Origin of the sequence: Kitasatospora sp. NPDC048365, assembly GCF_043200835.1 — a bacterium.
GTDB classification, from domain to species: Bacteria; Actinomycetota; Actinomycetes; order Streptomycetales; family Streptomycetaceae; genus Kitasatospora; species Kitasatospora terrestris.
On record NZ_JBICYJ010000062.1, the window covers coordinates 25,619 to 48,035 of the forward strand.

The following is a 22,417-nucleotide window of genomic DNA, read 5'->3' on the forward strand; positions in this document are numbered from 1 at the left end:
GTTCCGGGCAGGAGCGGAAACCCTGGCGCGAGCACCCTCTCGGATCCTGTAGAGTTCTTCCTGTCGGAGCGGGGAACGCGAAAGCGGAGAGCGCACCGGACAGATGGTGGGTGTAGCTCAGTTGGTAGAGCACCTGGTTGTGGTCCAGGTGGCCGCGGGTTCGAGTCCCGTCACTCACCCCATCAGGAATCAGCCCCTGACCTCGATCGAGGTCAGGGGCTGATTCGCGTTCAGAAACGCATCATGGACGACTAAGCTACCGGGCAGTAACATGCTCGGCATGACCTCGACTCCCCTCGGCGAGCTGCTCGCCAACACCGTCCCGATGGTGAAGACCCTCAAGCTGGAGTACCTGGAGACCTCCGCCGAGCGGGCCGTGCTCGTGCTGCGGGACCAGCCCGAGTACCAGAACCACGTCGGCGGGCCGCACGCCGGTGCGATGTTCACGCTGGCGGAGTCGGCGAGCGGCGCGATCGTGCTCGCCGCGTTCGGCGACCAGCTCGGCCGCGCGGTGCCGCTGCCGACCAACGCCCAGATCGCGTTCAAGAAGATCGCCCGCGGCGACGTGACCGCCACCGCCACGCTGGGCCGCCCGATCGCCGACGTGGTCGCCGAGCTGGACAAGGGCGAGCGCCCCGAGTTCGACGTCACCGTGGACATCACCCGCGAGGACGGCGCGGTGACCGGCGTCATGACCATCACCTGGACGCTGCGCCCCAACGACTGACCCGCACGCTCCACCCGGGCATCGGCCCGGCCCCAGGCCCCGGCCCAGGCCGATGCCCAGGCCCAGGCCGATGCCCGGGGCCCGCGGGCCGGTGGTTAGCGTGGGAGCCGTGAGCACCTGGAGCGACCTGACCGACCTGCCCGACCGGCCCGGCCCCGCGGTCACCGAGGCGTGGCTGACCGGCCTGGGGTTCAACCGCGCGGCTCCGGCGGAGGTGCTGATCGCCCTGCTGGACGCCGGGCACGCGGGCTTCCTGCACCGCACCGACCTGCCGGACGGTGTCCTGGACGCGGCGGCGGTCCACCCGCTGAGAGCGGTGTGGGGCCGGGCCGCCGAGAGCGGGCGGCTGTCCGCCGCGCAGTGGGAGCGGCTGCTGGCCGTCCGGGCGGGCAGTGCCCTGCGCGAACTGCTGGCGGAGATGGCGGCGGAGCAACTGGCGGCACGGGCGTCCGGCGGCGGGGTCGGCGTCGCCCGCCGGCCGCACCCCGACGACCGTCCGCCCGCGACCGCGGCGGAGATCGCCGCGTGGGCCGACGAGGTGCCGGAGATCCCGGTCGAGGACCGCACGTACGCCCTGTGGTGGGTGGCCGCGCTGCACGACGACCCGGTGGCGATGCGGCAGTTGGCGTCCTCGCCGAAGCTGTGGATCCGGCGCAGCGTGGCCCGCGCCCCGCACCTCCCGCCGGACGTCGCCGCGCTGCTGGCCCGCGACCCGGACCGGGCGGTGCGGCTGTTCCTCAGCGAGTCCTGCGAGGACGCGCCGCCGGAGCTGCTGCTGGACGTCTGGTCGTGGTGGCCGGGCAGCCTCTCCTTCCCCGGGCGTCCGCGCAACCACCCCGGCTTCCCGCGGGCCGGGCTGCTGCGCTTCGCGGACGACCCGCGCCCGCGGATGCGCGTCCTGGCCCTGGACGATCCGGCTTCGACGCCCGCGCTGGTGGAGCGCTTCGCCGGTGACCCGGATCCCGGGGTGCGCTCCCGCGCGGCCGAGGACCTGCGGCTGACCCCTGCCTCGGCCGTCCGGCTGACGGCCGACGGGAGCGCCACCGTCCGCGCCTTCGCAGGCCGGAACCCGGTGTTGCCGCAGGCCGAACTGGCCCGGCTGCTGCGGGACGCCGAGGCGGCCGCGGACGCGGCCCGGAACCCGGCGCTGCCGGTGGCGGTGATGCGCCGGATGGTCGCCCTGGCTGCCCTCCACAACAGCCACCGCGACGGCCACCGCACCACTCGCTGACCTGCACCTCCACCGCACCACTCGCCGACCCGGCCCTCCACCGCACCACCCGCGGCCGGCCCGGCTGGCCCTGTCGGCACCGCGACGCACGGCGACGCGAACCCGCACCGCGGCGTCCGCCGATGCGAGGGTCAGGCCGAGTCGCGGACCACCAGCTCGGTGGCGAGCACGACCTGCCGGCGGGCCCGGCCGCGTTCGGCGATCTCGTCGAGCAGCAGGCGCGCCATGGTGCGGCCCATCTCCTCGATCGGCTGGCGGATGCTGGTCATCGGCGGGTCGGTGTGCCGGGCGACGATCGAGTCGTCGAAGCCGATCACCGCGACGTCGTCGGGGATCCGGCGGCCGGCGGCGCGCAGCACCTGCATGGCTCCGGCGGCCATCACGTCGGAGGCGCAGAAGACGCCGTCCAGGTCGGGGCGGCGGTCGAGGAGTTCGCGCATGGCGAGCTTGCCGCCCTCCTCGGTGAAGTCGGCGAGGCCGACCAGGGCCTCGTCGTAGGTCTGCCCGGCCTCCTCCAGGGCGCGGCGGTAGCCGCCGAGGCGGGCCGTGGCGACCTCCATGTCGAGCGGGCCGGTCAGGGTGGCGACCTTGGTGCAGCCGCGCCGGAGCAGGTGGCGGACGGCCATCCGGGCGCCGCCGGCGTTGTCGGCGTGGACGTAGCTGAGCGGTTCCAGGTCGCCGCGCCGGCCGGCCAGCACGGAGGGGATCTCCAGGCTCTCCAGCAGGCTGGGCAGCGGGTCGTCCTGGTGCACGGAGACCAGCAGCACGCCGTCCACGCGCTGCGCGGTGAGATAGGCCGAAAGTCGCTCCCGCTCGCGCTGGTTGCGGACCAGGATCAGCAGCAGCTGCATGTCGGTCTCGGCGAGTTCGGCGGAGACGCCGCTGATGATGTCGGAGAAGTACGGCTCGGAGAAGAGCCGGGTCTCGGCCTCGGGGACGACCAGGGCGATCGAGTCGGTGCGCGAGGTGACCAGGGTGCGCGCCGCCCGGTTGGGCACGTAGCCGAGCTCGGCGATGGCGGTCTGGACCGCCTCGCGGGCCTTGTCGCTGACCCGGGGCGAGCCGTTGATCACCCGGGAGACGGTGCCCCGGCCGACGCCGGCGAGTGCCGCGACCTCCTCCAGGGTTGGGCGTGCGGAGGAGCGTCCCACGGCCCCGGCGGTGGCCGGGGGCCCATCGGAACGCTGTGCGGTCTGGCTCATCGCTCACCTCTCGTGGAGTCGGCGGGGTCGGGCTTGCCTGCCCATTGTGGCCGGTAAGGGCATGTGGGGAGAGGTCCGGGTGGCCTTCCGTCAGGACACAGCGCCGCAACGTTTGCGTCACCACGTCTTGACACTCACCCCCGGGACCAAGCAACCTTCCGGCATGCCCGGTGTGGGAGCGCTCCCACAACGTGCCCCACACTGTAGTGGAAAACAAGGAGATCGCCATGCGCACCACCTCCCGCCCCCGCAGAGCGGCCGTCCTGGCCACCGCGGCCCTCGCCACCTCCGCTCTGCTGCTCACCGCCTGCAGCAGCGGCACCAAGTCCGGCTCGGACAGCAACTCCTCCGCGGCCGGGGGCGAGAAGATCACGCTGACCGTGGGCGACTTCGGCACCTTCGGGTACAAGGAGGCGGGTCTGTACGACGAGTACATGGCCGCCCACCCGAACATCACCATCAAGTACGAGACCACGCAGGACGGTCAGAAGTACTGGGACGCGCTCACCACCCACCTGGCCTCCAACAGCGGCCTGGCCGACATCCAGGCGGTCGAGGTCGGCTACATCGCGCAGGCCACCAACACCCTGGGCGACAAGTTCACCGACCTGAGCAAGGTCGAGGGCGTCAACGCCGGCAACTGGCTGCCGTGGAAGTCGAAGCAGGCCACCACCGCGAAGGGTTCGCTGATCGGCCTGGGCACCGACATCGGCCCGATGGCGATCTGCTACCGCACCGACCTCTTCCAGCAGGCCGGTCTGCCGACCGACCGCGCCGAGGTCGCCAAGCTCTGGCAGGGCGACTGGAGCAAGTTCGTCGAGGCGGGCAAGACCTACCAGGCCAAGGCCCCGGCCGGCACCTTCTTCACCGACTCCGCCAGCGGCCTGTTCAACGCGGCCCTGTCGGCCCAGGCCGAGCAGTACTCGGACGCCTCCGGCAAGCTGGTCTACAAGGACAGCCCGGGCGTCAAGAAGGCCTGGGACCTTGCGGTTTCGGCCTCCCAGGCGAAGATCAGCGCCGGCCTGCGGCAGTTCCAGGACCCGTGGAACGCGGCGTTCGCCAACGCCAAGTTCGCCACCGTGGTCTGCCCGTCCTGGATGACCGGCATCATCAGCAAGTACTCCGGCGACTCCGGCAAGGGCAAGTGGGACGTGGCCGCTCCGCCGGTCGCCTCCAACTGGGGCGGCGCCTTCCTGACCGTCCCGAAGGCCGGCAAGCACCAGAAGGAGGCCGCCGCGCTGGCCGCCTGGCTGACCGCGCCGGAGCAGCAGGCCAAGGTCTTCACCAAGGTCGGCAACCTGCCCTCCACCGTGGGCGGCCTGCAGCAGCCCGCCGTCCAGTCGGCCAAGCAGGAGTACTTCAACAACGCCCCGACCGGCCAGATCTTCGCGGCCGCCGCGCAGTCCATCACCCCCTCGCCGATCGGTGAGCAGGACGGCAACGTGAAGACCATCCTGACCGACAACGGCATCCTCGACATCGAGGAGCACGGCACCGACCCGGCGAAGGCCTGGGCCAACGTGGTCAAGCTGGTCGACGACAAGACCGGCCACTGACACCGAGTCAGCCCATCCGTCCGGCCGGGCCGTCGAGGCCCGGCCGGGCGCCTGCTCCACCGACCGCCGCCACCTCCGGGAGGGAAACCCCAGTGGCCACCACCATCCGCGCCGCGGCGAAGGACGAGGGCACCGCCCCCGTTCCGAGCGCTCCCCGGCCGCGCCCCGCCTGGCGCTCCCGCCTCTACCGGCTGGACCTGAAGGGCTCCCCGTACGCCTTCATCGCCCCGTTCTTCATCTGCTTCGCCGCCTTCGGCCTCTTCCCGCTGCTGTGGACGGGCTGGCTGTCGCTGCACTACGTCGACCTGCTGAAGCCCGACGTGATGGAGTGGAAGGGGTTCGACAACTACACCAGGCTGTGGAGCAACGACCAGTTCTGGACCGCGCTGCGGAACACCTTCACCATCGGGGTGATCTCCACCGTCCCGCAGCTGCTGATGGCCCTCGGCCTGGCCCACCTGCTCAACTACCGGCTGCGGGGCCGGAGTTTCTTCCGAGTGGCGGTGCTCGCCCCGTACGCGACCTCGATCGCGGCGGCCACCCTGGTCTTCGTCCAGCTGTTCAACCCGGACTACGGGATGATCAACTGGTTCCTCTCGATGTTCGGCATCCACGGCACCGACTGGTACGCCGACACCTGGCCCTCGCAGATCGCCATCTCCACCATCGTCACCTGGCGGTGGACCGGCTACAACGCGCTGATCTACCTGGCCGCGATGCAGGCCGTGCCGAAGGACCTCTACGAGGCGGCCAGCCTGGACGGTGCCAACCGGTGGCAGCAGTTCACCCGGATCACCATCCCGTCGATCCGGCCGACCATCCTGTTCACCATCATCGTCTCGACCATCGGCGCCACCCAGCTGTTCGGTGAGCCGATGCTGTTCGGCGGCGGCGTCGGCGTCAGCGGCGGCTCCGCCCACCAGTTCCAGACGCTCAGCCTCTACATGTACGAACTGGGCTGGCCGAGCCGGCAGTTGGGCCGCGCCTCGGCGGTGGCCTGGACGATGCTGCTGATCCTGCTGCTGATCGGCCTCGTGCAGTACCTGTTCGCCCGCCGCAACCGCACCAAGCAGCTGGGAGGCTGAACCGTGGCCACCGACGCCCTTCCCACCACCGGCGGCAAGCGCCGCCTCTTCCGCGCCGGCGCCGGCGACCACGACAAGGCCGGCCCGGTCACCTACCTGGTCCTCGGCCTGGCCGCCGTGGTCTCGCTCTTCCCGCTCTACTGGACCTTCGTGGCCGCCAGTTCGACCGGCGAGCGGGTCGCCCAGTCGCCGCCGCCGCTGTTCCCGAGCGGCGAGCTGTGGAACAACATCTCGACCGCCTGGGACCAGGCCGCGATGGGCACCGCGCTGCTCAACTCGACGATCGTGGCGGGCTGCGTGGCGCTGTCCACGGTGCTGTTCTCCACGCTGGCCGGCTTCGCCTTCGCCAAGCTGACCTTCCGGGGGCGCAACGCGCTGCTCACCCTGGTGGTCGCCACCATGACCGTCCCGCCGCAGCTGAGCGTGATCCCGCTCTACCGGATCATCACCGGGCTGGACTGGGGCAACCACCTGCAGGCGGTCATCCTGCCCTCGCTGGTCGCCGCGTTCGGCGTCTTCTTCATGCGCCAGTTCCTCTCCGAGGCACTGCCGTTCGAGCTGATCGAGGCCGCCCGGGTGGACGGTGCGAACAGCCTGCGGATCATCTGGCACGTGGTGTTCCCGGTCGCCCGGCCGGCCATGGCGGTGCTCGGCATGCTGGTCTTCGTGCAGTCCTGGAACGACTTCTTCTGGCCGTTCGTGGTGCTCACCCAGCAGAACCCGACCGTGCAGGTCGCGCTCTCCGCGATCGGCGGCGGCAGCGGCCACGACATCAACCAGGCCGTGATCATGACCGGCGCGCTGGTCGGCACCCTGCCGCTGCTGCTGATCTTCGCCCTGCTGGGGAAGTACATCGTGGGCGGCATCACCGCCGGCGCCGTGAAGAGCTGAGCCGTCCAGATGACCCGTTCCACTACGATCCATGGGAGCGCTCCCGCAATGACCGTGACAGAGACCCCCGCCGCGGCCGGTTCCGTACCGGCCCCCACCCCCTCCCCCGAGGTCGCCCGACGGGCCTTCCCGCCCGGCTTCGCCTACGGCGCGGCCACCGCCGCCTACCAGATCGAGGGGGCCAGCGCGGAGGACGGCCGGACCCCGTCCATCTGGGACACCTTCAGCCACACCCCCGGCAAGGTGGTCGGCGGCGACACCGGCGACATCGCCGTCGACCACTACCACCGGTTCCGCGAGGACGTCCGGATGATGGCCGACCTCGGCCTCACCTCCTACCGCTTCTCGCTCGCCTGGCCGCGGATCCAGCCCACCGGCCGCGGCCCCGCCGTCGAGCGCGGCCTGGACTTCTACCGCGCCCTGTGCGACGAACTGCTCGCGCACGGCATCACCCCCGTCGCCACTCTCTACCACTGGGACCTCCCGCAGGAGCTGGAGTCCGCCGGTGGCTGGCCCAGCCGCGAGACCGCGTTCCGCTTCGCCGAGTACGCCGGCCTCGCCGCCGAGGCGCTCGGCGACCGGGTCTCCACCTGGACCACCCTCAACGAGCCCTGGTGCAGCGCCTTCCTCGGCTACGGCTCCGGCGTGCACGCCCCCGGCCGGACCAACCCCGCCGACGCCCTCAAGGCCGCCCACCACCTCAACCTCGGCCACGGCCTCGCCGTCGGCGCCCTGCGCTCCGCCCTCCCGGCGGGCTCCCGGATCGCCGTCTCGCTCAACCTGCACGCCGTCCGGCCGCTCAGCCGGCACCCGGACGACCTGGAGGCCGCCCGCCGGATCGAGGCCGTCGGCAACCGGATCTTCACCGGCCCGATGTTCGAGGGCGAGTACCCGGCCGACCTGATCGCCGACACCTCGCACCTCGTCGACTGGTCCGAACTGGTCCACGACGGCGACCTCGCCGAGATCGGCCGGCCGATCGACCTGCTCGGGCTCAACTACTACAACCCGACCGTGGTCTCCTCCGCCGACAACGCCAAGGACCTCCCCCGGCACGACGGCCACGGCGACAGCTCGCACAGTCCCTGGCCGGGCGCCGAGGACGTGGCCTTCCACCTCGCCAACGAGGACGTCACCGCCATGGGGTGGCCGATCGACCCGACCGGCCTGTCCGACTCGCTGACCTCGCTGTACCGCAAGCACGGACTGCCGCTGCTGGTCACCGAGAACGGCGCCGCGTTCGAGGACGTCGTCTCCGCCGACGGCAGCGTCCACGACCCGGAGCGGATCCGCTACATCGAGGGGCACCTCGGCGCGATCGCCGACGCGATCGAGGCCGGCGCCGATGTCCGCGGCTACTACCTGTGGTCGCTGATGGACAACTTCGAGTGGGCCTACGGCTACGAGAAGCGCTTCGGCATGGTGCACGTGGACTACGACACGCTGGTCCGCACCCCGAAGTCCAGCGCCCACTGGTACTCGCAGGTGATCCGTCGGGGCGGGCTGGCCTGACAACCCCCGCCCCGACGGATCACTCTGCGTAAGGGTGAAGCGTGACGTCGGAGGGGCTCGCTCGTTCTCCTCTCACGTGCGAGCCAATCACGCGAACCAGACGCCGCAGCCGTCCGAGGAGCGGGGACGGACCTGGCGACTGCCGTGGCCCGGACGGCGCGAGCGGGACGGGCGCGGCGGACGGCGCGGGACCGCCGGAACCATCGGCATCGGCGGGGCCGATGGCGTCGGCGGGCCCCACGGCGTGCGGGACCGCAGCGGAGCACCGGTCGGGGTTCCCGGACGGTGGGCCCTGCGGCTGCCCCGACCCGGCACCCTGGCCGCCGGTGGCGCGGTCCTCGCCGCGCAGGTGTGCGGCCTGGGGCTCGGCGTGAGCGAGGCGTGCGCGGCGGCCGGTGCGCCCTCCGTGGCGCAGGCCGACACCTCCGCCGTGCAACGACCCGGTGGCCGGACCACCCTCCGGTCCGGCGGCACCGGCACCGGCACCGGCAAACGGACCGGCGTCAGGGGCGGCGTCGACGCGGTGGAGTCCACCGGAGATGCCCTGGTCGGCCACCTCACCGGCACCGCCGGACCACTGCTCGGCGGCTCCACCGCACCGGTGGAACACGTGCTCCAGGAGCAGATCCGGGCCGGCGGACTGCCCCTGCCCGGCCAGGTCGCCACCCTGCCCGACGCCTTCGCCATCGCGTCGGGACTGCTCCCCGCCGTCCCCGCCCAGGGCGGCCGCGGCAGCACCGACGGCACCGGTGACACCGACGACGTCATCCAGCGCGCCTCGCGCTCCACGAACGGCGCCGCGGGCGGCCCGGCCCGCGGCGCCACCGACCTCGTCTCCGTCGCCGTACCCGCACAGCGCGGCACCGCCTCCGCCGTGCCCGCCCCGATCGCCCCGGCGGCCGACGGCCGGGCGGCCGGCCCCCGGCAGGCGCTCCCCGCAGGCGACGGCGCCGCACCGGCGGCCGACGCCGCCGAGCGCGACGAACTCGCCCTCGCCGCCGCCACCCCGGCCCGCCCCGACGGCGGCGACACCGGCACCGCCGTGCTCGTCCCGATCGCGGCGGGCCTGCTGCTCACCGGCGCCGCCATGTACAAGCACCGCGGCCTGCCCCGCGGCCACTGACCCCGGGCCGGCCGGGCCCTGCCGATAACCGCTGGGCGGCCGGGGCCGGCCGTGCCAGGCTGGCGCGCGTGAGTGCGGAGCGCGCGGTCGGGAGTGCGGTGGGCAGGGAGCGGTTCGAGGAGCTGCGGTGGCAATGGGAGCGTCCGGTACCCCTGCGGTACCTGCTGGTCGGTGAGGAGCGCGACGGCGGGCAGCTGCTCTTGGCCCGGTGCTCCGACGTGGACGGCCTGTTCGTCGAAGGTCCGGCGCCGGAGGAGCTCGTCCTGGAGGCGTGCAGCCCGACCGGACGGCTCCTGAAGGCGATCCGACGAGCCGAGCGGGAGCCGGTGCGCCTGGGGACGCTCAACCTGACCGCGGAGTTCCCCTGCGACCACCCGAACTCGTACGACGGTTGGGCGATCCAGTACTGGGACCTGCACGAGGTCGTGGTCCACGGCAGCGAGCCGAACGGCTCGGATCCGGACCTGCTCGACGTACGGATCACCGGGCTCGTGGCCGGCCCGTTCGGCGGGAGCCTCACCCCGGACCCGGACGGTGAACCCGAAGGACTCGAGCTGTCCATCGACGACGACGGCACCGGCCGGACCGGCGTCTGCCGTCGGATCCCCGGCCTGTACCTGGAACGCCCGCGGCGGGCCGGTCCACCGCTGCGGCTGGTCGGCTGCGAACCCGCCGAGCAGTTGGCGCTGCAGCTCGCCCGGCCCAGGGCCGGCAGCGACCCGGCGGGGCCGATGACCGTGGAGCTGTGGCCGGTGGACCGCGACGGCACGGTGGTCCGGACCCGCGATCGGCTGGACCTGGAGATCGTCGAGGCGCGGCCGTCGGTACTCGGCGGAGGACTGCTCGACGTCCAGCTGCGGGAAGGGCCGGCATCGCCGCCGCGGCCGGCCGTCGAACCGGTCTGGCGGGCCTGGCGACGCGGAGCCGGACGGGAGCGGAACGGCTGGGCCGCCTTCGACACCGAAGGGCGCGAGGAATGGCTACAGTTCGTCCGGGTCGTCGAACCGGCGGCGGCGGGCGGGGTCGGGCACCTGGACGGCCGGTACGTCACCGACCTGCCCGGACTGCGGTGCGCGGTCGGCGAGGCGCTCGCCGGACCGGGACAACAGGTGAGTCTCTGCTGGAACCTGCCGCACGGCTGCTCCTGCACGTCCCTGCTGTTCCCGGAACCGTTCACGCTGGTCTGGCACGACGCGGACGTCGCCCGTCGAGCGCTGGCCGAAGGGCGCCTGGACGCGGTGCCCGAGGGGGACTACTTCACCTCGGCGGTCAGGATGCTGGAGCGGGCCGGAATGACCGTCGAGCTGCGGTGAGCCGGGCCGGGGGTGGTGGTCGGTTCGGGTTCCGGCTCGGGTTCGGGTTCCGACTCAGTGGAACGCCTTCGGGGGCGGGGCCGGGGACGGGGCGGCGGTGGCGTCCGTCGCCGGGGCGGCGCCGGCCGTGAAGTCGGCCAGGGCGCGGCCGTGTTCGAGCCGGCCGAGGTAGGAGTCGGTGGCCACCCGGCGGCTCAGCTCGGCGAGCGGGAGCGGCTGGTGCGAGGCCGCGAGGATCAGGTTGCCGAAGCGCTTGCCGCGCAGCACCGCCGGGTCGGCGACCAGGCACACCTCCGGGAACACCGCCAGCAGCGTGGCCACTTGGGCCCGGGCGAAGGCAAGGGAGGAGCCGTCGGTGATGTTCGCCGCGAAGCGGCCCTCCGGGGTGAGGGCGCGGGCCGCGAGGGTCGCGAACTCCACGGTGGCGCAGTGCGCCGGGACGCGGGCGCCCGAGAAGACGTCCGCGATGACCAGATCGACCGAGGTCTCCGGGGTGCGTTCCAGGACGGCGCGGGCGTCGGCGCCGCGCACCCGGATCTGCCAGGTGCGGTCCAACGGGAGTTCGGTGCGCACCAGTTCGGTGAGGGCGGTGTCGATCTCGGCGACCTGCTGGCGGGAGCGCGGGCGGGTCGCGGCGGTGTAGCGGGCCAGGGTGAGGGCGCCACCGCCCAGGTGCAGGACGGTGATCGGACGGCCCGGCGGGGCCGCGAGGTCGATCAGGTGGCCGAGCCGGCGCTGGTACTCGAAGCCCAGGTGGGTGGGGTCGGCGAGGTCGACCAGGGACTGCGGGGCGCCGTCGATCAGCAACTGCCAGGCGTTCGGGCGGTCGCGGTCGGGGCGCAGCTCGGCGGTGCCGGAGCCGACGGGGACGACGAGCGGGCCCTGTGCGTGGGTACGGCCGTCGGTGCCGGTGGTGGCGGCGGAGTCCTCGTCGCGGGCTCGACCGGCCCTGTTGCGTCCCATCCGGCCATTGTCCCCGGTGGGAGCGGGCGGGCGCAGGCGGGCAGGGCGCAGCGGCGCGGGGCGCCGGGTCAGAAGGGGCCGAGGCCGCCGGCGGTGAGGGTGGAGGCGGCTTCGCAGAGGGCGGAGCGGAGGACCCAGGAGTCGGTGGGGCGGGCGAGGGGGCCGGGGCCGGACGGGGGCATGATCCAGCGGGGGTCGGTGGGGGGCGGAAGGGTGGCGCCGGGGGTGCAGGTGGTGCCGGGAAGGTGCCAGCCGAGGGCGGTGCCGGCGGGGACGAGGAAGGCGATCGAGGCGCCGTCGGCGGACTGCCGGACGGAGCCGCAGGCGCGGCGGAGGCGGAGGATGTCGACGGTCTCCAGGCCGTGCCGGGTGGCGGCGGTGACGGTGTCGTAGGTGGTGACGGGGGTGGCATCGGGCGCTGCCGGCGGGGCCGCGGGCGCGTCCGGGCGTCGGTACTGCGGCACTTCGGTGGTCATCGGACCTCCTGGTCACTCCGTCGCTCGGAAACCCGCCGGGCCCGCGTCACCCGGTCGGGTGTCGACGACCGGGTGCGGGTGGGGAGGCTCGGCGGCTCTCCACGTATCAGGACAACGCCCGAGGGGGCGGCGAGGCCACGGGGTGGCGTACAGCAAGCCATGGCATTTCATGGCGGAACCGGGCAATGGCGTCCGTATTGTCAGCTTTTGACCGGCGCTCCGTCGGCGACCCCGCGTAGCCGGAGCGTCACGGCCGGTACTGTCGTGGCGACGCGGCGGCCCTCCGGGGCCCGCCCGGCACCCCCTGGCACGACCTTGGAGCCCGCAGCATGGCAGCCATCAGAGCAGGCGTCCCGCGGCCGGCGCCGGCCGCTCCCAACGCGGCGATGCGCGACCTTCGCGGCGACCTCTCCCCCGGCGAGTTCGCGCTGGCGGTCCGCCGCGCGGCACGGGAGATCGGCGAGCACGTGTCCTGCGACGCGCGGTACGTCGGCCGGGTGGAGTCGGGCGAGATCCGCTGCCCCAACTACGCCTACGAGCGGGTGTTCCGGCACATGTGGCCGGACCGGACGCTGGAGGACCTCGGCTTCGCGCCGCGGACGGCGGTGCGCCGCCGTCCGCCGGGCGCCGGGCCGCTGCCTCCGCTCCCGGGTGCGCCCGACTCGCACCTGTCCGATGAGGAGAACGACGACGTGCGTCGCCGTACGTTCCTGAGCGGCGGCCCGTCCGCCCTGGCGGCAGCGCTGGGCCTGGACCGCCCCGCGCACGCCGCGGTCCCTGCCCAGCAGCCGCCCGCGCCCCGGAAGGTGGGCGCCGCCGAGGTCCGGGGGGTCGAACAGGCCATCCGCGACATCCGGCTGCTGGACGACGCGCACGGCGCGGACGCCCTGCTCGAAATGGCCGGGCAGTCGTTGCGCAACGCGTACGTCCTGCTGAACGACGGCGACTACAGCGCCGACACGGAGCGCCGGCTGCAGGCCGGCGCCGGTGAACTCGCGATCTCCGTCGGCTGGTTGGCGCACGACTCGAACCGGCTGGCGGACGCCCGGTCGTTCTACGCGGAGGCGCTGGCCACCGCGCGGATGGCCGGCGACGCAGCGCTGGAGGCGCACGTGTTCAGCAACAGCGCCTTCCTGGCGCGGGACGCCGGACGGCCGCGGGAGGCACTGCGGGCCGCGCAGGCCGGGCAGGCGGCGGCGAAGGGCCTCGGCTCGGACCGGCTGCTGTCGCTGCTCGCGATGCGCGAGGCCGGCGGCTGGGCGCTGCTGCAGGACCGGGCCGGGTGCGGGCGCGCGCTGGCCCGGGCGTACCGGCTGTACGACCGCGGGACGGGCCCGGCCGACCCGGAGTGGATGAGCTTCTACGGGGACGCCGAGCTCGCCGGGCTGGAGGCCCAGTGCTGGTCCGCACTGGGCGAGTGGGACCTGGCGAGCGAGCGGGCCGGGCGGGCGATACTGCTCCAGGACCCGCACTTCGTCCGCAACAGGGCGCTGTACACCGCCGAGTTGGCGCACGACCGGCTGGGCCGCGGCGATCTCGCCGGGGCCGGCGAGCACGGCACGGCGGCCGTCGCCCTGCTCGGGCAGGTGCGGTCGGCGCGGATCCGGCACATGCTCGCCGACACCGCCGGGCGGCTGCGGGAGCACCGCGGCGTCCCGGAGGTGCGGACGTTCCTGGAGTCGTACGGCAGCGCGGTGGCCGCCTGAGGCGGCCTAGTGGGCGGACAGCCGCTCGAGGTGGCTGTGGTCGTTCCAGATCTCGACGGCGGGCAGGCCGTACTCCCAGGACAGGACGGAGAGCGCGGCGGTGCCGAGCTTGAAGCGCTGGGCGGTCTCGGGGGGCAGGCCGAGCCAGCGGGCGGTGAGGATCCGCAGCAGGTGGCCGTGGGCGAACAGCACCACGTCGCAGTCTGCGGCGTGCATGGTGGTGGTCTCGGGGTGCGGGGTGCCGTGGGTGTCGTTCAGCTCGTCGAGGAAGGCGTCGACGCGGGCGGCGACCTCGGCCAGCTTCTCGCCGCCGGGGACGCCGTCGCGCCAGATCAGCCAGCCGGGCTGGTCGGTGGCCCGGATGTCGTGGCCGGTCCGGCCCTCGTACTGGCCGTAGTCCCACTCCAGCAGTTCGGGGCGGTCGACGGCGCGGGCGCCGAAGCCGGCCAGCTCGGCGGTCTCCCGGGCGCGGGAGAGCGGGCTGGTGTAGACGACGGCGTCGGGGAGGCTGTCCCACGGGGACTTCGCGAGGCGGGCGCCGAGCGCGCGGGCCATCGCCCGGCCCTCGTCGGTGAGCGGCACGTCGGTCCGGCCGGTGTGCTGGCCGGTGACCGACCAGGCGGTCTCGCCGTGGCGGACGAGCACGATACGGGCGGGCATGGGTATCTCCTCGCGGTGGTTGCGCTGGCCGGGCTCGCCGTTGAGGGCCGTCCCTATGATCCCGCACCCGGCCCCGCGCCCGGGCACCGCGGCCGCCGGCACCGCCCACTGCGCGGAGTGGGAGCACCGGCTGCACGATGTCCGGGGCGGTCCGCTCGCGGACCGGGGCCGCCGGTGGGCGGTCAGGCCGGCGAGAGGACGGCCAGCAGGGCGTCGAGGTCCTGCGGCAGGACGGCGACGGAGACCGCCGGGCTGTCGCACTCGACGATCCGGCAGGACGGGTTGAGCGCCATCCATTCACGGGCCGAGGCGGACCGGACCACCGGCGGGGTGGTCTGCGCCGGCAGCTGTACCGGCTGGACCCGGCCGGAGGCGGGCTGCCAGGTGGCGACCGGCCCGCCTGCGGTCAGCCGGCCGCGCCGCCAGGACCCGCCGTCGCGCGGCCGCACCGCGCAGCTGATGTCGACCCGCAGCCCGGCGGCCCGGGCCGCCGCGGTGCGGCGGGCGCGCCGGGTGGCGAGCCACCATCCGGTGAGCGCACAGGCCAGGACCCCCGCCAGAATTTCGATCATGGTCCGATGATGCCCGAACGCCCCGCCGCTGCCCAGCCCCGCCGCTGCCCAGCCCCACCGGCCGGTTCCTGCCGCTCGCCCGGCGGAGGGTCGGGGTGTTCGGGGAATTGTCGGTCGGGGGTGCGAGACTGGGCCGCACCATGAATGTCTTGTACCTGGAGCGGCTGGCCGAGCTGCGGGGGGCGGCTCCGCAGCGGAGTCTGGACGCCCGAGCACTGGCCGCGTTGGCGGCGAATCCCGGTTGTCGGCGGCGGGCGTTGTTGGATGCGGCGGGGGTGGACAAGGCGGCGGTGGCGTCGCGGCTGGGGCGGCCCGCGCCGTTCGGCCAGTCGCCGTTCGCGATCAGTCGCGGCAACCTCTTCGAGGCCCGGCTGAAAGAGGACGGCTTCGCCGCGCTGCTCGGCCCGTTGCGGGCCCGGTTCGGCCTGCCGCCGGAGGGCGGGCCGGCCCCGGTGGTGCCCGATCTGCTGCGCCGGGCGACCCCGGCCGTGCGGGTGGAGCGGACGCGCGAGGTGCTGGCCCGGGCGGCGGCCGAGGAGCAGGCGTGGACGCTGCTCGACCACCCGATGCTGCGGCTGACGGTGGCCGGCGGCCCGGCGTACCTGGAGCCGGACCTGCTGGTGGTGCACGGCGGCCGCTGCACGGTGGTGGAGATCAAGTCCTTCCCGGTGCTGGACGGTACGGCGGATCCGGCGAAGGTCGGGGCGGCGGCGCGGCAGGCGGCGGTGTACGTGCTGGCGCTGCAGGAGACGGCGGCGGAGCTGGCGGGGGTGCCGGCGAGCGCCGATCCGTACACGGTGCAGGAGCTGCCGGGCAGCCCGGAGTCGAGCGTGCTGCTGGCGTGCCCGAAGGACTTCTCGAACCGGCCGACGGTGTCGGTGGTGGACGTGCGGCGCGAGCTGGCGACGACCCGGCGGCAGCTGGCGCGGCTGACCCGGGTCGAGGAGCTGCTGGCGGCGCTGCCGCCGGGCACCACCTTCGACCTGGCGGTGGACGACAGCGGTGCGCCGACCCGGCCGACCGAGGAGCTGGCGGCGGCGGTGGAGACGGTCGAGGCGGCGTACAGCCCGGACTGCATCTCGGCCTGCGAGCTGGGCTTCCACTGCCGGGAGCAGGCGCGCTGCGCCGGGGCGGTGGAGCAGCTGGGCCGCGGGGTGCGCGGCGAGCTCGGGGCGATCGGCACGGTGGACGAGGCGCTGGCGGCGGCCGCGGGTGCGGCCGGCGAGGACGTGGAGGCGGATGCGGCGCGCCGCCTGGAGTACGCGGCGGCGCTGCGTGCCGAGGCGCTGACGGGGGCGGCGGAGTGAGCCTGCTGTCGACCCTGGCCCGCCTGGAGGCGGTGCGCAGCGGCCGGGCGGAGCCGCTGGCGACGGTGTGCCACCGGCACCTGTCGGAGCGTCCGCTGGTGCTGGTGCCGCTGGCGACGGCGGGTGAGTCGGGGGCGCCGCTGGCGGCGCTGGTGGGGACGGAACGGGCGGCGCCGCGGCTGCTGCTGGTGCCGCAGCCGCTGAACCGGACGCAGCGCTTCGAGTACCTGGCGGAGCTGGCGGCGGAGCTGCTGCCGTACCTGGAGTCGTTCGGCGCCGGGGTGGAGCTGCTGGAGGGTTCGGAGAAGGATCCGGAGACCGGGGAGAAGGTGCCGGTGGTCCGGGAGCTGTGCACGGACGCGCCGCAGCTGGTGGTGCCGAACACGGGGGCGGTGCACCACCTGGCGCTGCTGGGCCGGTCGACCCGGTTCCGGCGGACGGCGGAGGACCCGGATCCGGGGGACTTCCCGGCGCCGACCCGGGTGCCGCTGATGGGCCGGTGGCTGACGCACCTGACGGAGCGGGCGCAGGTGCCGGGTTCCAGCATGGTGCTGCCGATGACCGGGCTGCTGGCCCGGCACTGGGCGACCGGGCAGAGCCGGATGGAGGACCAGCACCTGGCGGCTCAGCTGGCGTGGCACTTCCCGCCGCCGGGCCTGTCCGGCGCGCGGGCGGCGGAGCTGGCGGAGTCGGAGCGGGACGCGGCGGGGCAGCTGCTGCACCCGCCGGCCGGTCCGGCGACCGATCCGCGCTTCGACGAGCTGGTGCTGGCACCGGCGATCGCCCGGCACGACGCGGCGCTGGCGGCGCAGCGGTCCGCGCCGGAGGCGGAGGCGGAGCGGGCCGCGGTGGTGCTGAAGGAGGCCCGGTCGGCGCTGGAGACGGCGTTGCTGGGGGTGCTCCGGCCGACCTGGGAGGACGTCTGGCGCGGGCTCGGCCTGCTGCGGGCGCTGCCGCCCGCCGCCCACCTGGCGGACCGCTGGGAGGGCGACCGCTGGTCGTACACCGGGCACCGGGACCGGCTGGCGGCGGGTGAGCCGCCGCAGCCGAAGCGGGACGACGCGGTGACGGCGGCGCGGAAGCTGGCGCAGCGGGAGCGGGAGCAGGCCCGGCTGGACATCCAGGAGGCGCTGGACGATCCGCTGGCGATGGCGGAGCACCGGCTGGCGGGCGAGGCGTTCGCCGGGGTGGTGGCCGAGGTGGCGGTGGAGTTCTCGGAGGGTCCGCGGCCCAAGCCGCGGCCGGTGCTGACGGTGCGTACGCCGGACCGGCCGCACGCGGATCCGGGGCGCGAGGTGTTCCGGGCGCACGCCGAGCCGGCGCAGAAGGCGGAGGTGGTGGGCTCGGCGCCGGGCGAGGTGACGGTCCGTCTGCTGTCCGGGATGGGGCGGAAGAAGGAGCCGGAGCCGGGCAGTGTGCCCGCGGTCGGCGACCGGGTGGTGTTCACGCTGTTCGAGCTGGCGCCGCGCCAGTCGGCGCCGCTGCCGGAGCCGGAGGACACGCCGTGGACGCACGGCGGCCCGCCGGGGGCGTTCGGGGCGGTCGGCCAGGAGGAGTGGGAGTGAGCGTCGGCATGACCGATCGGTGGTCGCCGGGCGAGGCGGCCGATGCGGCGGTGGCGGGGATCCTGGCGGCCGTGGTGTCGCCGGAGCCGGGGGCGCCGCGCGGGGTGGTGGTGGATTCGCCGCCGGGCGCGGGCAAGTCGACGCTGGTGGTCCGGGCGGCCCGGGAGCTGGTCGGCGCCGGCGAGAAGATCATGATCGTGGCGCAGACCAACAGCCAGGTCGACGACCTGGTGGACCGGCTGGCCGAGAAGGCCCCGGAGTTGACGGTGGGCCGGCTGCACGCGAGCGACGGCCGGCCGGCGCCGGAGGCGCTGCGGCACGCCAATGTGACCGCCTCGGAGAAGGTGGCGGACCTGCTGGGGCTGGACGTGGTGATCTCCACGGCCGCCAAGTGGCAGTGGGTGCGGGTCGAGGCGCCGTGGCGGCACGCGATCGTCGACGAGGCGTACCAGATGCGCTCGGACGCGCTGCTGGCGGTGGCCCGGCTGTTCGAGCGGGCGCTGTTCGTCGGCGACCCGGGCCAGCTGGACCCGTTCACGGTGGTCGGCACCGAGCAGTGGGCGGGGCTGTCGTACGACCCGTCGGGGTCGGCGGTGGTGACGCTGCTGGCGCACAATCCGGCGATCGTGCCGCACCGGCTGCCGGTGTCCTGGCGGCTGCCGGCCTCGGCGGCGCCGCTGATCTCCTCGGCGTTCTACCCGTACACGCCGTTCCGCTCCGGCACCGGCCCGGGCGAGCGGCGGCTGGAGGCGGCGGTCCCGGCGGACGGTTCGGCGGTGGACGCGGCGATCGACGAGGCGGCCGGGCACGGCTGGGCGCTGCTGGAGCTGCCCGCCCGGCGGACGGTGCGGACCGATCCGGAGGCGGTGCGGGCGGTGGCCGGCACCGTGCGGCGGCTGCTGGAGCGCGGGCTGACCGCGCACTCGGAACAGGGTTCGGCGCCGCTGACGCCGGGGCGGGTCGCGGTCGGCACGGCGCACCGGGACCAGGCGGCGGCGGTCCGCGCGGCGCTGGCGGAGCTGGGCGTGCCGGTGGACGCGGCCCAGGGGCCGGCGGTCACCGTGGACACCGCGAACCGGCTGCAGGGCCGGGAGTACGACGTGACGGTGGTGCTGCACCCGCTGTCCGGCCGGCCGGACGCGACCGCGTTCCACCTGGAGACGGGCCGGCTGTGCGTGCTCGCCTCGCGGCACCGGCACGCGTGCATCGTGGTGGCCCGGGAGGGGATCGCCGAGCTGCTGGACCGGCATCCGTCGACCGAGCCGGTGCAGCTGGGCGTCTCGGTGAAGTTCCCGGACGGCTGGGAGGCCAACCACGCGGTGCTGGCGCACCTGGCCGGGCACCGGGTGCGGCTGGGCTGAGCGGGGCGCCCTCGGGGGCGCGCGGGGAACGGTGCGCGCGGGTCGGCGGGGAATAGCGACCGGACGCGCACCGTTCCGCTACGGGCGGCCGGCGAGCGACAATGGACGACGGCCGATCCGCCCAGGCGAACCACCACCCAGACTCCGGAGGTGCCCCACCATGCCCGATCCCCACGCGCAGGCGTCCGACCCGAGTGGTCCGACCACGGCGGCCGCGACGGGCCCGGGCGCGCAGGGCCGGCGGCTTCGCCCGGCGCAGCTGATCTTCGAGCCGCAGGCGGGCGAGCCGGAGCCGGAGCGCTTCTTCGACCTGGAGTCGATCGCCGACCCGGCCGAACTGCTGAGCCGTTCCACCGAGTTGGCGCTGGCCTTCCGCGCCGCCGCGGAGCGCGCCACCGACTTCCAGGCGATCGCCGCCGCGCAGCTGGCCGACCCCCGGCGGTTCGACGCGCTCACCCCCGCCGAGATCGCCGACCGGGTCGACTGGACGCCGGACTACGCGGCGCGCATGGTCGACTACGGCCGGACGCTGCAGAAGCAGCGCAGCGCCGAGGGCGACCTGCACTGAGCGGACCCCGCCGGGGCGGGCGCCGGACGGGCGTCAGACGGCGGCGGTGACCACGATCTCGACCAGGGCCTCGGGGCGGTAGAGCGCGGCCTGCACGGTGGCGCGGGCCGGGGTGGCACCGGCCGGGACCCAGGCGTCCCAGGCGGCGTTCATCTCGGCGAAGGTCGCGATGTCGGCGAGGAAGATCTCGGCGCGCAGGATCTTCGCCTTGTCGCTGCCGGCCTCGGCGAGCAGGCGGTCGATCGAGTCCAGGACCTGCTTGGTCTGGCCCTCGACGCCCTCGTCGAGGTTCCCGGCGACCTGGCCGGCCAGGTAGACGGTGCCGTTGTGCACCACGGCCTCGCTCATGCGGGCGCCACTGGCGATGCGCTGGATCATGGATGGACCTCCGGTTGATCGTTCAGAGGCGGCCGATGGTAGCGGCGGCGACCGGGGGCCGTCGGGGCTGTCCACGGAGCGGTTCGGCGGCCGTTCGATCGCCAGTGGCATATGCGCCGGGCGAGGGTACGCCCACGACCGGCCCGCTGTCCGGCGAATCGGCCTTTCGGCCCGTGCGGCTGCATGTCCGCGCCACGCTGAAGCCGTGGACATCTGGACGTATCAAACCGTGGAGTACGTCACCGCGGCCGGCGAGGCGTGGCTCGCCTCGGCCAGCGACTACCCGCGCTCCATGCGCGCCCTGTGGGAGTCCCGGCCGTGGGCGCCGGCCGTCCTGCCGTGCGGGAAGACCTTCGACGTGATCAGCCTGCCGGCCGTCTTCGGCCGCCGGGTGCTGGACGAGCTGTGGGCCTCCGGCCCCGGCTGCGGCCCGGTGGCGAGCTACCGGGGCCGCACCCTGCTGTTCGTCCAGCCCGGGGCGGCGCCCCGGCTGCGCACCCTGCTCGCCTGGGAGGAGTGGGCCCGGGACGTGCCGCCGCTGCTCTGCCACGGCCTCGGCGACGCGGTGACCGTCCCGCCGGTGCAGCGGATGCTGGACGCCCCGGACTCCCCCGGCGCCGGCCGCTGGATCGTCGCGCCGGACAGCAGCGAGCCCTGGCTGCCCGGCGCGGCCGTGGTGCTCTGGGCCTGCGTACGCGCCGCGCGGGGCCAGAACAGCGGCCGTGACCGGGTGTCGAACGGGGACTGAACGGGGCGCGACCGGTCGGCGGTATTCGATTTTGGTTCCCGACCGGGCCGCTGCTAGAGTCGTCCCCGTCAGCAGGCGCCGCTAGCTCAGTTGGTTAGAGCAGCTGACTCTTAATCAGCGGGTCCGGGGTTCGAGTCCCTGGCGGCGCACAGACGGTCGAAGGCCCCCTCGTTCGCGAGGGGGCCTTCGGCGTTCTCAGGCGGCCCAGGAGCCGGGCGGGCCGTAGTCGGGGTCGGGGTGCCAGCCCGTCCCGGTCGGACGGGTCCGGCCCGGCCCGTCGGCGGGGTGCCCGGCGGCGGCGCGGATCCGGGCCAGGGCCAGCAGCGCCGCCGTGGCGATCGCGATCTCCTCGGGGTGCGGGTTGCCCCGCACCACCTTCAGCACCAGTTCCTCGGGGGTGGCGGTGGTCATCGCGGATCACACCGGCTGGTTGGCGTGCTTGCGGGCCGGCAGGCTGGCGTGCTTGCCGCGCAGCATGGCGAGCGCCCGGGCGAGCACGGTCCGGGTGTCGGCGGGGTCGATCACGTCGTCGACCAGGCCGCGCTCGGCCGCGTAGTACGGGTGCATGAGCTCGCTCTTGTACTCCTTGATCCGCATCGCCCGGGTGGCCTCCGGGTCGGGCGAGGCGGCGATCTCCCGGCGGAAGACCACGTTCGCCGCGCCTTCGGCGCCCATGACGGCGATCTCGTTGGTGGGCCAGGCGAAGGACAGGTCCGCGCCGATGGAGCGGGAGTCCATCACGATGTACGCGCCGCCGTAGGCCTTGCGCAGGATCAGCTGGATCCGCGGGACGGTGGCGTTGCAGTACGCGTAGAGCAGCTTGGCGCCGTGCCGGATGATGCCGCCGTGCTCCTGGTCGCTGCCCGGCAGGAAGCCGGGGACGTCGACCAGGGTGACCAGCGGGATCGAGAAGGCGTCGCAGAGCTGGACGAACCGGGCCGCCTTCTCCGAGGAGTGGATGTCGAGCACGCCGGCCAGGGTCTGCGGCTGGTTGGCGATGATGCCGGTCACGTGGCCGTCGATCCGGGCGAGGGTGCAGATCACGCTCTGCGCCCAGCGCTCGTGGACCTCCAGGTGCTCGCCGTGGTCGACGATCTCCTCGATGACCTTGCGCATGTCGTACGGGCGGTTGCCGTCGGCCGGGACGAGGTCGAGCAGCGACTCGCAGCGGCGGTCGACCGGGTCGTCGGCGGGGGCCGCGGGCGGCATCTCGCGGTTGTTCTGCGGCAGCAGCGAGAGCAGGTAGCGGACCTCCTCCAGGCAGGACTGCTCGTCGTCGTAGACGAAGTGGGCCACGCCGGAGAGCGAGGAGTGGACGTCGGCGCCGCCGAGGCCGTTCTGGGTGATCTTCTCGCCGGTGACGGCCTGGACGACGTCGGGGCCGGTGATGAACATCTGCGAGGTCTCGCGGACCATGAAGACGAAGTCGGTCAGCGCGGGGCTGTAGGCGGCGCCGCCGGCGCAGGGGCCGAG

The 22,417-nt window shown here is 74.3% G+C and carries 22 protein-coding genes and 2 tRNA genes; 16 read left to right on the forward strand and 8 right to left on the reverse strand.

The genetic code is table 11. From position 1 onward, the window contains the following. Positions 1–106: 106 nt before the first annotated feature. From ACGFX4_RS37640 to ACGFX4_RS37650, 3 genes are all read left to right on the forward strand, one after another. A tRNA-His gene (locus ACGFX4_RS37640) sits at positions 107–182 on the forward strand. 98 nt (positions 183–280) lie between these two features. Continuing rightward, positions 281–727 (forward strand): DUF4442 domain-containing protein, encoded by a 447-nt coding sequence (locus ACGFX4_RS37645; RefSeq protein ID WP_345697160.1) that lies wholly within the window; start codon positions 281–283, stop codon positions 725–727. 109 nt (positions 728–836) lie between these two features. Then, on the forward strand, positions 837–1,958 hold the full coding sequence (locus ACGFX4_RS37650) for a hypothetical protein (RefSeq protein ID WP_393084878.1): 1,122 nt from the start codon (positions 837–839) through the stop codon (positions 1,956–1,958). Between the two features lie 131 nt (positions 1,959–2,089). Here the strand turns inward: ACGFX4_RS37650 and ACGFX4_RS37655 are convergent, their stop codons facing one another. Further along, a complete protein-coding gene (locus ACGFX4_RS37655) occupies positions 2,090–3,160 on the reverse strand; it encodes a LacI family DNA-binding transcriptional regulator (protein WP_393084881.1) in 1,071 nt (356 codons plus the stop codon). Positions 3,161–3,387: 227 nt separating this feature from the next. Here ACGFX4_RS37655 and ACGFX4_RS37660 point away from each other — a divergent pair, with 227 nt between their 5' ends. From ACGFX4_RS37660 to ACGFX4_RS37685, 6 genes are all read left to right on the forward strand, one after another. Then, positions 3,388–4,716, forward strand: coding sequence for an ABC transporter substrate-binding protein (locus ACGFX4_RS37660; RefSeq protein ID WP_393084884.1), 1,329 nt, complete (start codon positions 3,388–3,390; stop codon positions 4,714–4,716). Between the two features lie 92 nt (positions 4,717–4,808). Next, positions 4,809–5,801 (forward strand): carbohydrate ABC transporter permease, encoded by a 993-nt coding sequence (locus tag ACGFX4_RS37665; RefSeq protein ID WP_393084887.1) that lies wholly within the window; start codon positions 4,809–4,811, stop codon positions 5,799–5,801. 3 nt (positions 5,802–5,804) lie between these two features. Further along, on the forward strand, positions 5,805–6,692 hold the full coding sequence (locus ACGFX4_RS37670; RefSeq protein ID WP_393084890.1) for a carbohydrate ABC transporter permease: 888 nt from the start codon (positions 5,805–5,807) through the stop codon (positions 6,690–6,692). Positions 6,693–6,740: 48 nt separating this feature from the next. Further along, positions 6,741–8,204 (forward strand): GH1 family beta-glucosidase, encoded by a 1,464-nt coding sequence (locus ACGFX4_RS37675; RefSeq protein WP_393084893.1) that lies wholly within the window; start codon positions 6,741–6,743, stop codon positions 8,202–8,204. Positions 8,205–8,280: 76 nt separating this feature from the next. Further along, positions 8,281–9,327, forward strand: coding sequence for a hypothetical protein (locus tag ACGFX4_RS37680; RefSeq protein WP_393084896.1), 1,047 nt, complete (start codon positions 8,281–8,283; stop codon positions 9,325–9,327). Between the two features lie 68 nt (positions 9,328–9,395). Continuing rightward, positions 9,396–10,640, forward strand: coding sequence for a hypothetical protein (locus ACGFX4_RS37685; RefSeq protein ID WP_393084899.1), 1,245 nt, complete (start codon positions 9,396–9,398; stop codon positions 10,638–10,640). Positions 10,641–10,694: 54 nt separating this feature from the next. Here the strand turns inward: ACGFX4_RS37685 and ACGFX4_RS37690 are convergent, their stop codons facing one another. Together ACGFX4_RS37690 and ACGFX4_RS37695 are read right to left on the reverse strand one after the other, a co-directional pair. Continuing rightward, complete coding sequence (locus ACGFX4_RS37690; RefSeq protein ID WP_393084902.1) at positions 10,695–11,603, reverse strand: spermidine synthase; 909 nt, start codon at positions 11,601–11,603, stop codon at positions 10,695–10,697. Between the two features lie 68 nt (positions 11,604–11,671). After that, a complete protein-coding gene (locus ACGFX4_RS37695; protein WP_393084906.1) occupies positions 11,672–12,079 on the reverse strand; it encodes a hypothetical protein in 408 nt (135 codons plus the stop codon). Positions 12,080–12,408: 329 nt separating this feature from the next. Here ACGFX4_RS37695 and ACGFX4_RS37700 point away from each other — a divergent pair, with 329 nt between their 5' ends. After that, on the forward strand, positions 12,409–13,785 hold the full coding sequence (locus tag ACGFX4_RS37700; protein WP_393084908.1) for a tetratricopeptide repeat protein: 1,377 nt from the start codon (positions 12,409–12,411) through the stop codon (positions 13,783–13,785). A 6-nt stretch (positions 13,786–13,791) separates the two neighbouring features. Here ACGFX4_RS37700 and ACGFX4_RS37705 read toward each other — a convergent pair whose 3' ends face one another. Further along, the gene (locus tag ACGFX4_RS37705) at positions 13,792–14,445 is read right to left on the reverse strand and encodes a histidine phosphatase family protein (RefSeq protein ID WP_393084911.1); all 654 of its coding nucleotides are present in this window, start codon (positions 14,443–14,445) and stop codon (positions 13,792–13,794) included. A 182-nt stretch (positions 14,446–14,627) separates the two neighbouring features. Continuing rightward, positions 14,628–15,017, reverse strand: coding sequence for a hypothetical protein (locus ACGFX4_RS37710; RefSeq protein WP_393084914.1), 390 nt, complete (start codon positions 15,015–15,017; stop codon positions 14,628–14,630). 140 nt (positions 15,018–15,157) lie between these two features. On the opposite strand from ACGFX4_RS37710, the gene ACGFX4_RS37715 reads away from it, so the two are divergent. The 4 genes from ACGFX4_RS37715 (at position 15,158) to ACGFX4_RS37730 (ending at position 19,818) form a co-directional block, all read left to right on the forward strand. Further along, positions 15,158–16,324, forward strand: a complete 1,167-nt coding sequence (locus ACGFX4_RS37715; RefSeq protein WP_393084917.1) for a hypothetical protein — start codon at positions 15,158–15,160, stop codon at positions 16,322–16,324. Then, positions 16,321–17,889, forward strand: coding sequence for a hypothetical protein (locus ACGFX4_RS37720; protein ID WP_393084920.1), 1,569 nt, complete (start codon positions 16,321–16,323; stop codon positions 17,887–17,889). The genes ACGFX4_RS37715 and ACGFX4_RS37720 overlap by 4 nt, the downstream gene beginning before the upstream one ends. Positions 17,890–17,897: 8 nt before the next feature. Then, positions 17,898–19,250 carry an AAA domain-containing protein gene (locus tag ACGFX4_RS37725; RefSeq protein ID WP_393084923.1) on the forward strand — a complete coding sequence of 451 codons (1,353 nt, stop codon included), beginning with the start codon at positions 17,898–17,900 and terminating at the stop codon, positions 19,248–19,250. Positions 19,251–19,410: 160 nt separating this feature from the next. Continuing rightward, on the forward strand, positions 19,411–19,818 hold the full coding sequence (locus ACGFX4_RS37730; RefSeq protein ID WP_393084926.1) for a hypothetical protein: 408 nt from the start codon (positions 19,411–19,413) through the stop codon (positions 19,816–19,818). A 33-nt stretch (positions 19,819–19,851) separates the two neighbouring features. Here ACGFX4_RS37730 and ACGFX4_RS37735 read toward each other — a convergent pair whose 3' ends face one another. Next, positions 19,852–20,196: a RidA family protein gene (locus tag ACGFX4_RS37735; RefSeq protein WP_345697176.1), complete on the reverse strand. Its 345-nt coding sequence runs from the start codon at positions 20,194–20,196 to the stop codon at positions 19,852–19,854. Between the two features lie 205 nt (positions 20,197–20,401). On the opposite strand from ACGFX4_RS37735, the gene ACGFX4_RS37740 reads away from it, so the two are divergent. Next, complete coding sequence (locus ACGFX4_RS37740; RefSeq protein ID WP_393084929.1) at positions 20,402–20,944, forward strand: bifunctional DNA primase/polymerase; 543 nt, start codon at positions 20,402–20,404, stop codon at positions 20,942–20,944. Positions 20,945–21,019: 75 nt separating this feature from the next. Then, a tRNA-Lys gene (locus ACGFX4_RS37745) sits at positions 21,020–21,093 on the forward strand. A 46-nt stretch (positions 21,094–21,139) separates the two neighbouring features. On the opposite strand, the gene ACGFX4_RS37750 is transcribed toward ACGFX4_RS37745, so the two are convergent. Beyond that, positions 21,140–21,355, reverse strand: a complete 216-nt coding sequence (locus ACGFX4_RS37750; protein WP_393084932.1) for an acyl-CoA carboxylase epsilon subunit — start codon at positions 21,353–21,355, stop codon at positions 21,140–21,142. 6 nt (positions 21,356–21,361) lie between these two features. After that, positions 21,362–22,417 (reverse strand): acyl-CoA carboxylase subunit beta (locus ACGFX4_RS37755; protein WP_393084935.1); only part of this gene is annotated, 1,056 nt, incomplete at its 5' end.